This window comes from Nocardioides okcheonensis (assembly GCF_020991065.1).
In the GTDB taxonomy this organism is placed as follows: Bacteria; Actinomycetota; Actinomycetes; order Propionibacteriales; family Nocardioidaceae; genus Nocardioides; species Nocardioides okcheonensis.
In genome coordinates, this window is record NZ_CP087710.1 from 1,868,677 (window position 1) to 1,881,061 (window position 12,385).

Here is a 12,385-nt window from a genome sequence, read left to right on the forward strand (position 1 = left end):
CCCCCAATGCGGAATCGAGCGTCTCCACTTAGGGTGACGACACCACGTTCCTGAGGGGAGACGGCATGGCGACCACCGTGCTCGTGATCGGCAGCGGCTTCGGCGGCCAGCTGGCCGCGATGACCCTGCTGCGCCGCGGCCTCGACGTGACGATCCTCGAGCGGCGCGACTTCATGGGCGGCACCTGGTGCCAGAACTCCTACCCCGGTGCGGCCGTCGACGTCCCGTCCCCGCTCTACTCGATCGCCTCCGAGCCGTGGCCCTGGACCCAGATGTACGCCGACCAGGCCGAGCTGAGCGCCTACACCGAGCACGTCATCGACACCCACCGGCTCCGCGAGCGCACCGTCCTCGGAGCCGAGGTCGTGGCAGCGGAGTGGGACGGCGAGCAGTGGTGCGTGCGGACCCGCGACGGCGCCGAGCACCGCGCCCGCTTCCTCGTCAACGCGACCGGGCCGCTCAGCAGCCCGGTCGTCCCCGACTTCCCAGGTCTCGCCGACTTCGCGGGCGCCGCCTTCCACACCAACGGCTGGGACCACGGCGTCGACCTCGCGGGCGCACGGGTCGCCGTGGTCGGGTCGGGGGCGAGCGCCGCGCAGGTCGTCCCGGCGATCCAGCCACAGGTGGGTGCGCTCCACGTCTTCCAGCGCACGCCCCACTGGGTGCTCCCCCGCCACGACCACGTGTTCACGCCGTGGCAGCGCCGGCTGCTGAGGCTGCGCCCCCTGCAGCGGGCGCTGCGGACCGCCATCTACTGGCGCCTCGAGACCCGCGTGATCGGCTTCAAGCACAGCCGCTGGCTGCTGCGACGGGTCGCACAGCGCGCCGCGCTGCGGCACATCGAGGCGCAGGTGCCCGACCCCGTGCTGCGGGCGCAGGTGACGCCGGACTACACGCTCGGCTGCAAGCGGGTGATCCTCTCCGACACCCTCTATCCCGCGCTCGCCGCGCCCAACACCACGCTGCACGACCGCCACGACGGCATCGACCACTTCGACGCGACCGGCGTCGTCACCGCCTCCGGCGAGCACCTCGACCTCGACGTGGTGGTCTTCTCCACCGGCTACGACGCCACCGACGGCCTGGTCGCCCACGACGTCCGCGGACGCGACGGCGTACGCCTGGCCGACGTGTGGCACGACTTCCCGCGGGCCTACCTCGGCACCACGGTCCCCGGCTTCCCCAACTTCTTCGTCGTCACCGGCCCCAACACCGGGATCGGCCACACCAGCGCCATCTTCGTCATCGAGTCGCAGATGGAGTACCTCGTGCGCGCCATCGGCGCGGTGGCCGACACCCCCGGCGCCCGCATCGAGGTCACCGCCGAGGCGGAGGAGGCGTACACCTCGATGATCCACCGGGAGATGGAGGGGACGGTGTGGCACGACGGCGGCTGCACGTCGTGGTACCAGTCGCGCTCGGGCCGCGTGGTCGCGATGTTCCCCGGCTTCTCCTTCTCCTTCCGCCGCCTCGCGCGACGGTTCCACCCCGAGCACCACACGATCAGCACGGCCGACGAGAGGATCCCCGCATGAAGCACCTCGACGACAAGGTCGCCGCCGTCACCGGCGCCGGCTCCGGCATCGGCCGCGCGCTCGCCCTGCACCTGGCCGACCAGGGCTGCCGCCTCGCGCTCTCCGACGTGTCGGCCGACGGGCTCGCGGAGACGGAGCGGCTGCTCTCCGGTCGGGCGCGCGCGGTGACGACCGCGGTCGTGGACGTCGCCGACGAGGAGGCGGTGGGCGCGTGGGCCGACGCGGTCGTCGCCGACCACGGGCGCGCCAACCTCGTCGTCAACAACGCCGGCGTCGCGCTCTCGGGCACCGTGATGTCGCTGTCCACCGACGACTACCGCTGGATCATGGGCATCAACTTCTGGGGCGTCGTGCACGGCACGAAGGCCTTCCTCCCGCACCTCGAGGCGTCCGGCGAGGGCCACGTCGTCAACATCTCGAGCGTCTTCGGGCTCACCGCCCAGCCGTTGATGAGCGGCTACAACGCCAGCAAGTTCGCGGTGCGCGGCTTCACCGAGTCGCTGCGCCAGGACCTCGAGCTGACCGGTTCGCGCGTGAGCGCCACCTGCGTCCACCCCGGCGGCATCAAGACCAACATCGCCCGCTCGGCTCGCGTCGACGGCAGCGTCGCCGGCGCCGCCGGCAAGCCGTCGGACGCGGCGACGAAGGAGTTCGAGAAGTCCTTCATCACCACGCCGGCCAGGGCCGCAGAGGTGATCGTCGAGGGCGTGCGGAAGAACAAGCGGCGGGTGCTGATCGGCCCCGACGCCCGGGTCTTCGACGCGATGGCGCGGCTCGCGCCGACCGGCTACCAGCGCCTGATCACCGGCGTCGTGCGCTCGCGGGGCGGCAGGTGAGCGGGCTCGCGGGGCGCCTGTACGCCGCGGCGACCCGCGCCGAGGCGAGGGCGTACGGCCTGCGCGAGCGCACCATCGACGTCGGCGACGCCCGGCTCGCCGTCCTCGAGGGCGGACCGGTCGACGCGCCGCCGGTCGTGCTGCTCCACGGCTACTCCGCCGACCGCGTGGTGTGGGTGCGCTTCGCCCGACACCTGCTGAAGGACCACCGCGTCGTGGTGCCCGACCTCGCCGGCCACGGCGCGTCCGGCTTCACGAGCGGCATCGGCTACTCGGCGCCCGCGCAGGCGCGACGGGTCGTGGCGGTCCTCGACCACCTCGGGATCGACCGCGCCCACGTCGCGGGCAACTCGATGGGCGGCTTCGTCGCCGCGACCCTCGCCGTCGACCACCCCGACCGGGTGGCGTCGCTGCTGCTGAGCGACGCGGTCGGGGTCACCCAGCCCGAGCCGAGCGACGCCGAGCTGCTCTTCCGGCAGGGGCGCAACCCGTTCCTGCTCGACAGCGTGGCCGACTTCCCCGACTTCTACGCCATGACCATGGCGAAGCCGCCGTTCCTGCCGGGCTTCCTGCGCGCCGCCGTCGCCGCCGACTACGTCGCGCGCCGCGACCGGCTCGAGGAGGTCTTCCGCGACTTCTACGGCGTCGCGACGCTCGACGACCGGCTCGGCGAGGTCCACGCGCCGACGCTGGTGATGTGGGGCGAGGAGGACCGGCTGGTCCACCCGTCGACGGCGCGGGTGTGGACGACCGGCATCGCCGGCGCGCGCTCGGTGACGTACCCCGGCGTGGGGCACATGCCGATGCTCGAGGTGCCCGGGCTGAGCGTCGCGGACTACCGGGCCTTCCTGTCGCGGGTCAGCCGAGGGGGCTGAGCACGACGTCGGCGAGGTCCAGCGGGCGCTGCTCCGCGGCGTAGGCGTGGCCCTCCGGCACCCACTTGGTGCGCCACAGGTCGAGCTCGGCGTCGTCGTCGCCCTGCTCGGTGTTGCGCGCGACCGCGCGGACGCCGGCGGCGTCGGGGTCCAGGTCGATCCAGACGGTGAGGTCGAACCAGCCGCGGGTGCGCCCGCCGAGCAGCCGGATCCCCTCGACCAGCAGGACCGACGGCATGGGCTGGTCCTCGGTGCCGGTCTCACCGCCCCACCAGCGGTAGTCGTAGCGGAGCCGCTCGGCCCCGTCGCGCGCGCTCCGCACCACCGCCTCGATCGCCGGCCAGTCGTGCTGCTCCCACATCCCCGCGCCCGGCCCGCAGGTCGTCGCGTAGAAGGAGTCGGTGCCGACCACCTGGTCGGGGTCGAGGCCGAGGTCGGCCGCGAGCCTCGCCGCCAGCGTCGACTTCCCGGCTCCCCCGTGGCCGCTGATCCCGACGACCGGGGGTCGGTCGAGCCGGTCGGCGAGGTCGCACACCCGCGCCAGGAGGTCGTCGTACGTCTCTCGGGTCGTCATCGCGCGCCATCGTGGCAGCCGGGAGCCGGGTGTCGCACCGCAATTGCCTCGCTTGCGACGTCGCGCTCGCGGATGATCGGCGGATGGACGACGAGGACTACGCCCGGGAGCTGTTCGCGATCCTGACCCGCCCGCTCGACCCCGACGAGCCGCGCGACACCTACGGCACAGGAGCCGACGGGATCGACCGGCACGACGGGTTCGGGACCGAGATCGTCGTGACAGCCGTCGCGGCCGTGCCCGGTCCGTACGGCTCGCAGCTCGAGGTGGCCTTCCGTCTCGGTGTCCCGCCCGGGACCGACGCGCCGGCCGAGGGCGTCTTCCACCTGCCACTGGCGCAGGAGTGGCGTGAGGCCCAGGGCTACCGCGGGCCGGCGACGTACGCGCCGGACGTGGCACGCGCCACCGAGCAGGCCGCCGGTCGGCTCGCGAGGAGCCACCGGGACGCGAGGGCGCTGCCCCCGCTGCCGGACCGCGACGCGCAGGCCGCCCTGCTGCGCGCGGTGTTCGAGCCCGAGTGGGAGGTCGAGGTCGAGGACGACGGCGTCGTGGAGCTCCGCCGTGAGGGGCAAGCGGTCACGATCCTGGTGACGGCCGAGCAGTGGGAGCAGGTCGTGGCGCGCCACGGTCCCCGTCGCGCCTGGTTGTCCGAGCACTTCTCGGAACTGCTCGCCTCGGGGAGCCGGGACGACCGCTACCTGGTGTTCTGGGAGGGCGACCTGGTGAAGTCGGTGCGGGCCGAGCTGCCGCCGGTCAGCGGGTCGACGCGCAACCTCAACGCGGCGCGTGCGCGGGGACCCGTCGCGGGCGCGAACTGGTTCGCCTACGCCCCCGGCACCGAGCCGCCGACCGACGACCCCCGCGCGTAGGCGAACGCCAGCGCGGTCGCGACGGTGAGCCAGAGGGCGTACGGCACGAGCGCGACGCCGCCCCACACCCCGATCCGGCCGACGACCACCACCAGCACCCAGGTCAGCGCGGCCGCACCCGTCAGACAGGCGGCGGCGCCGAGGAGCTGGTGCGGGACGTAGAACAGCCACGCCCAGCCGAGCGCGAGGGCGACCGAGACGGCGAGCACCCCGACCGCCGGCCACGCCTGACCGGCCGTCGCGGCGCGGACCGTGGTCAGGCCCACCACCAGCAGGAGCAGGAAGTTCAACGGCCACATCACGCCGAAGACGACGTCGGGAGGCTGGAACGACGGCTTCGGGAGCGCGGCGTACCAGCCCGGGTCGTGGCCGTTCCACGCGTTCGCGAGGCCGGCGAAGGCCACCACCAGCGCGAGCCACGCCACCGTCGGCGCCCACGTCGTCACGCCGCGCCCGCTTCCGCGAGGAAGGCACGGACGGCTGCGTCGAACGCGTGCACCGAACCGCCGAGGTCATCCAGCGCCCCCGCTCCCATCGCCTCGCGCCAGTCGCCGCCGGCGTCGCGAGCGAGGAGCACGGGCGCACCGGTACGGGCGACGGCGGCGCGCAGGTCGTCGTCGAGCTCGTCGAGGTGCAGCACCCGGATCGGGACCGGGAGCCGGGCGACCATCGCGTCCCACTCGGGCTTGCGGCGCACCCGCGCGTGGGTGATGTCGCACAACCCGCAGTGCCGGGTGCCGCGGACCTTGCCCCAGGCGTAGGACAGCTCGCCCATCAGGCTGCCCTCCGCGTCGTAGACGCCGACGAGCTCGGAGACCGTCATGCGACGACGCTACCGGCCCACGCCCACTGCGCTCCCCTGCCGTCAGACTCGTGCGCGGCGAGGCCCCGACCGTGCCCCGACCAGGAGCCCGAGCTCGTCCGGCGACGCGATGCTGATGCGCTCGTCCACGAGGCTGAGCAGGCGCACCGGTCGTTCGGTGGCCGCGGCTGCGGCCACCTTGTGATGGCCGTCCAGCAGGAAGTGGGTGAGCACCCAGTGCTCGTAGTAGTCGTGCCCTTCGTCCATCGCGGGCTGGATGACGTCGAGGAGCGAGTAGGCAACTGCCGTGGGCAACGTCGCACGTGAGTTCTTGTCGTACTCGGCGACACGGTCGTCGTCGTTCCACGAGGGCGGAACCATGGGCACGATGAACTCGTACAGGTGTTGCTCCGGTCCTACCGGCGTCTCGAACGACCGGTAGTAGGGCGTGGCCGGGTCCTCCGGTGAGCCGACGACAGGGTCCACGCCCCACGTAGCGACCTGTTCGTGACTGAAGTAGTCGAACCTGCTGCCCGGCGTCACGAGTTGAGGCGTCAGATCGAGCAGGAGCGCCGAGTACTGCGACTTCGGCAGCACCTTCCCGTAGGCCCGGAGGACATCTGCCTCAACCGCTCCCAGCCCCGCGTTGAGCCGCTCGTTCACCACCTCCAGGTCGGCGCGGTCCGGCTCGCTCATCCGCTTGAGGAGAGCGGGGCAGGTCCCGCACCACAGGCCCAGCTCGAAGACCGGAGCTCCGCGCAGCGTCAGTCGTCGCGGAGGGAACGCCGTCCCCGGCGCAGGCGCCGGTGTCGGCACGGCGACTGCTGCGCGCTTCTCCCGCACACCCAGGGAGATGCTCCGCTTCGCGTCAACGATCACGGTCAGACCGTAGGCGACACGCGGCCCACCGGGCGCCGCCTCACGCCCACTGCGCTCCCCGGGTAGGAGTCGAACCTACGTCGCTAGTCCTGATTCAAAGTCAGGCGGGCCCTGCCGGCAGACCAACCGGGGATAGGTGACCAAGCCTAGGGCCCGCCTCGGGGCGGGACTGCCGAGACCCGGCAGACCAACCGGGGAAAGGTGGCCAAGCCCAGGGGCCCGCCTCGGGGCGGGACCGCCGAGACCCGGCAGACCAACCGGGGAAAGGTGGCCAAGCCCAGGGGCCCGCCCCGGGACGTCATGGGAACCGGCGGTTCGGACCGCCGGTTCCCATGACCTCCGGTTGCAGGCGCGGACGCCGCGGTGTCAGATGAGCGGGTGAACGGAGGCGGGGTGCTGATGGCCGTGGCTGCCGCCATGGTGGTGGGCGGTCTGGGATGGATCGCCGTCGAGACCGCGGTGACCGGCGACAACCCGACGACCACCGAGCCGGGTGACAGCTCTCGGGTCGCGTTCCTCGACCGAGGTGACTGCTTCGACGCCGGGCCGACGTTCGACGAGGACGTCGACGTGACGGTCCTCGGGTGCGACGGGTCGCACGACTCCGAGGTGGTGTGGACCGACAGCTTCGACACCTACGGGAGCGAGGGCGACGCCGCCGTCGCCGAGGCGCGCGACGAGGCCGACGACGAGTGCCGCGACCGGTTCGCCGCCTACCTCGCAGACCTGCCCGCGGGCGCCGACGTCGAGCTGCGCCCCTACCTCGGCGACGGCAGCCACCACGTCCGCGACCACGGCGCGGACGGGAGGAGCTGGACGGTGGCGTGCGTGGCGTGGAGCGCCGACGGCCGCTTCGGCGGCTGAGGCCCGCGCGCCGTCACCTCGCCCAGGCCCGCCGACTCGCGATGGCGAACACCGCGGGGTCGAAGTTCACGCCGTCGAGCGTGGAGATCTCGCCGTCGAGGACGACGGGCCCGCGGTGGAACCGGCCGGCGGACGGCCGCAGGACGACCGTACGCGCGTGCCACGCGCCGTCGCACGGGATGTCGAGGTGCGTCGAGGCGAAGGTGGAGCCGTCGTCCTGGCTCGCCGCGACGAAGAAGCCCTGCAGCACCCACGGCTCGTCGCACCGGCCGACGACCCGGGCGCGGATCGTCCCGCGGTCGTGGTCGACGCGGCTCGGCAGGACCACCCGCGCGCCGGGGCGTACGTAGACGCTGCCCGCGGTCCGGATCTCGTCGACCGGCGAGCCGGTGGCGGCGTCGACGAGGGCCACGCGGGCGAGCACGGTCGCGCGGCCGGGGTGGAAGCCCTCGTAGCTGGACCACGTCACGACGTGCCACTCGCCGTCGCACACCGGCAGCGTCGGCTGCAGGCTCTCCGGCGAGGTGAAGTCCTGGACGAAGGTGAGCCCGACCTCGGCGACGCGAAGTCCGGGGCGGCAGCTGACCCGGAGGGTGCCGCGGAAGGTGTCGAACTGGCCCTCGAACGCCTGGCCCTGGACCCGGACCTCGCCCGGCGGGTCCTGCGCGGTGCCGGGAGGCGCGCCGAGGAGCAGCGCCGCGAGGGTGGCGAGCAACGAGCCGACGACGATCCTGCGCATGGCGTCCCCCTGAGGTCGTGGTCAGACCGCTCTGGCACGCAGGCCCGCCGGAGCGGGCGCGCCAGCACGGACGTACCCGGTCCTGGTGACGAGGTCGATCTCCACCAGGTCTCCACCCGGATCCGGGCGATCCCTGATGCACGCCGTCGGTCCGGACCGCTAGCGTGGCCGACGTGATGGGGGACTTCGCCGGACCGGTCGTGTCGACCGCAGGGCTGACCAAGCACTTCGGGACGGTCCACGCCCTGACCGACCTGACGGTCGAGGTCGGTGCGGGCGTGACGGGCCTCGTCGGCGCCAACGGGGCCGGCAAGTCGACGCTGATCAAGATCCTGCTCGGGCTGCTCGAGCCGACCAGCGGGCGGGCCACCGTGCTCGGCCACGACATCGAGCACGAGAGCCAGGAGATCCGCCGGCTCGTCGGCTACATGCCCGAGCACGACTGCCTGCCGCCCGACGTGAGCGCCAGCGAGTTCGTCGTCCACATGGCCCGGATGTCCGGGCTCGGCGCCTCCCCGGCGCGCGAGCGGGCCGCCGACGTGCTGCGCCACGTCGGGCTCGAGGAGGAGCGCTACCGGCCGATGGGCGGCTACTCCACCGGCATGAAGCAGCGCGCCAAGCTCGCCCAGGCGCTGGTCCACGACCCGCGGCTGGTCTTCCTCGACGAGCCCACCAACGGCCTCGACCCGGCCGCCCGGTCCGACATGCTGCGCCTCGTCAAGCGCATCGGCAGCGACTTCGGCATCGCCGTCCTCGTCACCTCCCACCTCCTCGGCGAGCTCGAGCGGGTGAGCGACCACGTCATCGTCCTCGACGGCGGCCACCTGCTGCGCTCGAGCGCCACCGGAGACTTCCTGCGCAACACCGGCAGCCTGCTGGTCGAGGTCGTCGGCACCGAGACCCAGCGCGACCAGCTCGGCGAGGCGCTCGCCCAGCGCGGCCTCACCTGCCGCCCGCGAGGCACGATGGTCGCCGTCGACCCGCCGCCGCCGGACGTCGCCGCCCACGACCTGATCCGCGACGTCGCCGCCGACCTCGGCCTCGGGCTGATGCGGCTCGAGCCCGACCGCGGCCACCTCGAGGACGTCTTCATGGAGGGCGGCGCCCGTGCCTGAGTCCACCACCCGCGGGGTCATCCACGACCTCGGCTACCGCCACTTCGAGGGCACCCGCGAGGGCACCGCCACCATCGCCCGGACCCTCTTCCTCACCGGACTGCGCCACACCTACGGCCTCGGCCGCTCCGGGAAGTCGAAGGTGATGCCGTTCCTCCTGCTCGCCATGGCCACCCTGCCGGCGCTGATCGTCGTCGGCGTGGTGGTGCTGACCGGCCTGGGCAACCTCCCGGTCTCCTACGCCAGCTACACCTCCCAGGTGCAGCTGCTGATCAGCCTCTTCGCCGCCGCGCAGGCGCCCGTGCTGTTCTCGCGCGACCTGCGGCACCGCTCGATCGTGCTCTACCTCGCCCGGCCGCTGTCCGCCCCGCTCTTCGCGCTGGTGCGCTTCGCCTCGCTCGCCGCCTCGCTGCTGCTGTTCATGTGGCTCTCGACGTTCGTGCTCTACATCGGGGCGCTGCTCTCGGGGCTCGACCGCAGCGACGAGACCGAGGACCTCCTCAAGGCGCTCGTGCTGCAGGTGATGCTGGCACTGCTGCTCGCGGGCGTCACCGGCCTGATCTCGTCGGTGTCCCTGCGCCGCGGCTTCGCCGTGGTGGGGTCGGTGCTCGCCCTCGTGGTGCTCGCCGGCGTGGTCGCCTCGGTCCAGGCCATCTCCTCGGCCCGCGACTCCGACGGCGTCGGGGTGGCCGCGGGCCTGTTCTCGCCGTGGTCGCTCTACGGCGGTCTCGGCGACGCCTGGGACGCGGGCGTCGCCGGCTTCACGCCGCCGGAGGGGGCGTGGGTCCCGGTCTACGCCCTGGTCGCCGTCGTCCTCGTGGCCGCGTGCGTGCTCGGCCTGGTCGCCCGCTTCCGGAAGGTGGGGTCGCGATGAGCACCCTGGTCCTCGACAAGGCCTCGCGCTGGTTCGGCAACGTGGTCGCGGTCAACGACGTGTCGCTGTCGATCGGCCCCGGCGTGACCGGCCTGCTCGGTCCCAACGGCGCCGGCAAGACCACGCTGCTGGCGATGATGTCGGGCTTCCTGGCCCCGTCGGCGGGCCACGTCACCCTCGACGGCCGGCCCGTGTGGCGCAACACCGAGACCTACCGGCAGATCGGGCTGGTGCCCGAGCGCGAGCTCAGCTTCGGCTACCTCACCGGCCGCCAGTTCGTGCGCGCCAACGCCGACCTGCACGGCCTGGCCGACGCCGGCGCCGCGACCGAGCGGATCCTCGAGGTCGTCGACATGGTGGAGCCGGCCGGTCGCCGCCTCGACACGTACTCCAAGGGCATGCGGCAGCGGGTCAAGATCGCCGCCGCGCTGGTCCACGACCCCGCCGTGCTCCTGCTCGACGAGCCGTTCAACGGCGTCGACCCGCGCCAGCGGATGCACCTCATGGAACTGCTGCACCGCCTCGGCGACGAGGGCCGCACGGTGCTGTTCAGCTCCCACATCCTCGAGGAGGTCGAGCGGCTCGCCCGCCACATCGAGGTGGTGGTCTCCGGGCGGCACGCCGCCTCCGGCGACTTCGGCGCCATCCGGCGGCTGATGACCGACCGCCCCGTCCAGTACGCCGTGCGCTCCAGCGACGACCGTGCCCTCGCCGGGATCCTCATCGCCCAGCCGTCCGTGAGCGCGGTCAGCGTGGGCGAGACCGAGCTGGAGGTCCAGGTCACGGACCTCGGCAGCTTCGCCGTCGGGCTGCCCGGCTGGGCACGCCAGCACGACCTGTCCGTCTACGAGCTCTCCCCCCGCGACGAGTCGCTGGAGAGCGTGTTCGCCTACCTGGTGGCCCGATGATCAACGTCACGATCGCCAAGCTCGCCGCGCAGGCCCTGCTCGGCCGCCGGCGCTTCTTCCTGCTGCTCGCCTTCCCGGTGCTGCTGATCGGCCTCGTGGCCCTGATCGCGGCGCTCGCCGACGGAGACGCCGCCTACGACATCCTGCCCGGCCTGGGCTACCCGCTCGTGCTGCCGCTGGTCGCGATCCTGGCCGCGTCCTCCGTGCTGGGCCCGGAGGTCGACGACGGCTCGATCGTCTACCTCCTCGCCAAGCCGGTGAACCGCTACGGCGTCGCGCTCAGCAAGTGGCTGGTCGCGCTGGCCGCCACCCTCACGGCCGGCGCGCTGTCGATCCTGGTCGCCGCGCTCATCACCGGCGACAGCACGCGGGCGGTGGCGCTGTTCGTCGGCGCCGTGGTCGCCGGCACGGCGTACTCCGCGCTCTTCGTCGCGATCTCTGCCGTCACCCGGCACGCCGTGATCGCCTCGCTGATGTTCGTGCTGATCTGGGAGAGCCTGCTCGGCAACCTCTTCACCGGCGTCGCCTGGCTGAGCATCGGCCAGTGGGGCCTGCAGGTCGGCCACGCGGTCTCCTCCGACCTGCCCGACCCGACGAGCCTGCCCTACGCGATCGTCGCCAGCGCCCTCGTCACGGTGGTGGGCGTGTGGTTCGCCGGCGACCGGTTGCGGTCGTTCTCGCTCAAGGGCGAGGACTGACCCGAGCGGCTAGCCCGCGCGGCGCGCCGCCGACGCTGCCGCCTCGCGCAGCAGGGCGGCGAGGTCCTCGCTGGCTGGGGGCGCGCCGGCCGCACCGACCGGGACCACCAGGTCACCCCCGCGTGCCCGGGTGCGCCACGGCCAGGGCGTGAGCGAACGGTGCTCGACCCTGCCCGCCTCGACGGGCGCCACGTGCACGCTCCGCGACCAGGGTGTCACCGTCGCGACGTCGCGCAGTGGCACCTCGCTGCGCAGGCCGTGGTGCTCGGCCACGAGCCGGGTCGGCGTGAGCCACCAGCCGCCGGCGCGAGCGCGTCCCAGCACGGTCAGGACCGGGAAGCCCAGGAGGTAGGCGGCCGGCACCGCGGCCAGGACCGCCCACAGCCAGGTCTCCTCGACCGCGCCCACGACGCCCATCACCACGAGCCAGCCGCCGAGGAGCGTCAGCGCGGCCAGCCCCGCGAGGCGCACGCGCTCGAGCGGGTGCGGGTGGAACTGCGCGGGCTCACCGTCCAGGACCACGTCCCGGCGCACGTCCCGGCCCGCGCCACGGACGGAGCCCGTGGTCGCGGGCCGCGGGCGCACCGGCAGCACGGCGACGAACGAGAGCAGCACCACGACCCCGAGCACCACGAACAGCGACGCCCACACCACCCCGAACGACGACTCGGCGTCGAGCACGAGGCCGACGCCGATGGCCACCGAGCCGAGACCGGTGAGCAGGCCCAGGACGCGGACGACGGCTGCGGGCGGAGCGGGGGACGTCGGCTGGACCACCCGACGATCGTCCCACCGAACCGGATGCCGACGCCGCCGC

At 73.3% G+C, this 12,385-nt stretch carries 15 protein-coding genes and 1 tRNA gene; 9 read left to right on the forward strand and 7 right to left on the reverse strand.

Annotated elements, in window-relative coordinates:
- Positions 1-65 precede the first annotated feature (65 nt).
- The 3 genes from LN652_RS09015 to LN652_RS09025 are packed head-to-tail and all read left to right on the forward strand — an operon-like array spanning position 66 to position 3,246.
- Positions 66-1,535, forward strand: coding sequence for a flavin-containing monooxygenase (locus LN652_RS09015; RefSeq protein WP_230444330.1), 1,470 nt, complete (start codon positions 66-68; stop codon positions 1,533-1,535).
- Complete coding sequence (locus tag LN652_RS09020; protein ID WP_230444331.1) at positions 1,532-2,371, forward strand: SDR family NAD(P)-dependent oxidoreductase; 840 nt, start codon at positions 1,532-1,534, stop codon at positions 2,369-2,371. Before LN652_RS09015 ends, LN652_RS09020 begins: the two co-directional genes overlap by 4 nt.
- The gene (locus LN652_RS09025; protein ID WP_230444332.1) at positions 2,368-3,246 is read left to right on the forward strand and encodes an alpha/beta fold hydrolase; all 879 of its coding nucleotides are present in this window, start codon (positions 2,368-2,370) and stop codon (positions 3,244-3,246) included. Before LN652_RS09020 ends, LN652_RS09025 begins: the two co-directional genes overlap by 4 nt.
- Here LN652_RS09025 and LN652_RS09030 read toward each other — a convergent pair.
- Positions 3,230-3,820, reverse strand: coding sequence for a uridine kinase family protein (locus tag LN652_RS09030; protein WP_230444333.1), 591 nt, complete (start codon positions 3,818-3,820; stop codon positions 3,230-3,232). The genes LN652_RS09025 and LN652_RS09030 overlap by 17 nt on opposite strands.
- An 83-nt stretch (positions 3,821-3,903) precedes the next feature.
- Here LN652_RS09030 and LN652_RS09035 point away from each other — a divergent pair, with 83 nt between their 5' ends.
- Positions 3,904-4,689: a hypothetical protein gene (locus LN652_RS09035; RefSeq protein ID WP_230444334.1), complete on the forward strand. Its 786-nt coding sequence runs from the start codon at positions 3,904-3,906 to the stop codon at positions 4,687-4,689.
- On the opposite strand, the gene LN652_RS09040 is transcribed toward LN652_RS09035, so the two are convergent.
- From LN652_RS09040 to LN652_RS09055, 4 genes are all read right to left on the reverse strand, one after another.
- Positions 4,644-5,135, reverse strand: a complete 492-nt coding sequence (locus LN652_RS09040; RefSeq protein WP_230444335.1) for a TspO/MBR family protein — start codon at positions 5,133-5,135, stop codon at positions 4,644-4,646. The two genes, LN652_RS09035 and LN652_RS09040, sit on opposite strands and share 46 nt — an antisense overlap.
- A complete protein-coding gene (locus tag LN652_RS09045; RefSeq protein ID WP_230444336.1) occupies positions 5,132-5,512 on the reverse strand; it encodes a hypothetical protein in 381 nt (126 codons plus the stop codon). Before LN652_RS09045 ends, LN652_RS09040 begins: the two co-directional genes overlap by 4 nt.
- A 42-nt stretch (positions 5,513-5,554) precedes the next feature.
- The gene (locus tag LN652_RS09050) at positions 5,555-6,370 is read right to left on the reverse strand and encodes a hypothetical protein (RefSeq protein ID WP_230444337.1); all 816 of its coding nucleotides are present in this window, start codon (positions 6,368-6,370) and stop codon (positions 5,555-5,557) included.
- Positions 6,371-6,424: 54 nt separating this feature from the next.
- Positions 6,425-6,503, reverse strand: a tRNA-Gln gene (locus tag LN652_RS09055).
- 245 nt (positions 6,504-6,748) lie between these two features.
- Between LN652_RS09055 and LN652_RS09060 the strand changes: the two genes are divergently transcribed.
- The gene (locus tag LN652_RS09060; RefSeq protein ID WP_230444338.1) at positions 6,749-7,234 is read left to right on the forward strand and encodes a hypothetical protein; all 486 of its coding nucleotides are present in this window, start codon (positions 6,749-6,751) and stop codon (positions 7,232-7,234) included.
- Positions 7,235-7,247: 13 nt separating this feature from the next.
- On the opposite strand, the gene LN652_RS09065 is transcribed toward LN652_RS09060, so the two are convergent.
- Positions 7,248-7,973, reverse strand: coding sequence for a hypothetical protein (locus LN652_RS09065; RefSeq protein WP_230444339.1), 726 nt, complete (start codon positions 7,971-7,973; stop codon positions 7,248-7,250).
- Positions 7,974-8,149: 176 nt separating this feature from the next.
- On the opposite strand from LN652_RS09065, the gene LN652_RS09070 reads away from it, so the two are divergent.
- From LN652_RS09070 to LN652_RS09085, 4 genes are read left to right on the forward strand one after another with little or no spacing between them, the layout of a single operon-like run.
- A complete protein-coding gene (locus LN652_RS09070) occupies positions 8,150-9,088 on the forward strand; it encodes an ABC transporter ATP-binding protein (RefSeq protein ID WP_230444714.1) in 939 nt (312 codons plus the stop codon).
- The gene (locus LN652_RS09075; RefSeq protein ID WP_230444340.1) at positions 9,081-9,962 is read left to right on the forward strand and encodes an ABC transporter permease; all 882 of its coding nucleotides are present in this window, start codon (positions 9,081-9,083) and stop codon (positions 9,960-9,962) included. Before LN652_RS09070 ends, LN652_RS09075 begins: the two co-directional genes overlap by 8 nt.
- Positions 9,959-10,870 carry an ABC transporter ATP-binding protein gene (locus LN652_RS09080; protein WP_230444341.1) on the forward strand — a complete coding sequence of 304 codons (912 nt, stop codon included), beginning with the start codon at positions 9,959-9,961 and terminating at the stop codon, positions 10,868-10,870. The genes LN652_RS09075 and LN652_RS09080 overlap by 4 nt, the downstream gene beginning before the upstream one ends.
- Positions 10,867-11,568: an ABC transporter permease gene (locus LN652_RS09085; protein ID WP_230444342.1), complete on the forward strand. Its 702-nt coding sequence runs from the start codon at positions 10,867-10,869 to the stop codon at positions 11,566-11,568. The genes LN652_RS09080 and LN652_RS09085 overlap by 4 nt, the downstream gene beginning before the upstream one ends.
- Before the next feature lie 9 nt (positions 11,569-11,577).
- Here LN652_RS09085 and LN652_RS09090 read toward each other — a convergent pair whose 3' ends face one another.
- Positions 11,578-12,345, reverse strand: coding sequence for a hypothetical protein (locus LN652_RS09090; protein ID WP_230444343.1), 768 nt, complete (start codon positions 12,343-12,345; stop codon positions 11,578-11,580).
- Between the last annotated feature and the right edge of the window lie 40 nt (positions 12,346-12,385).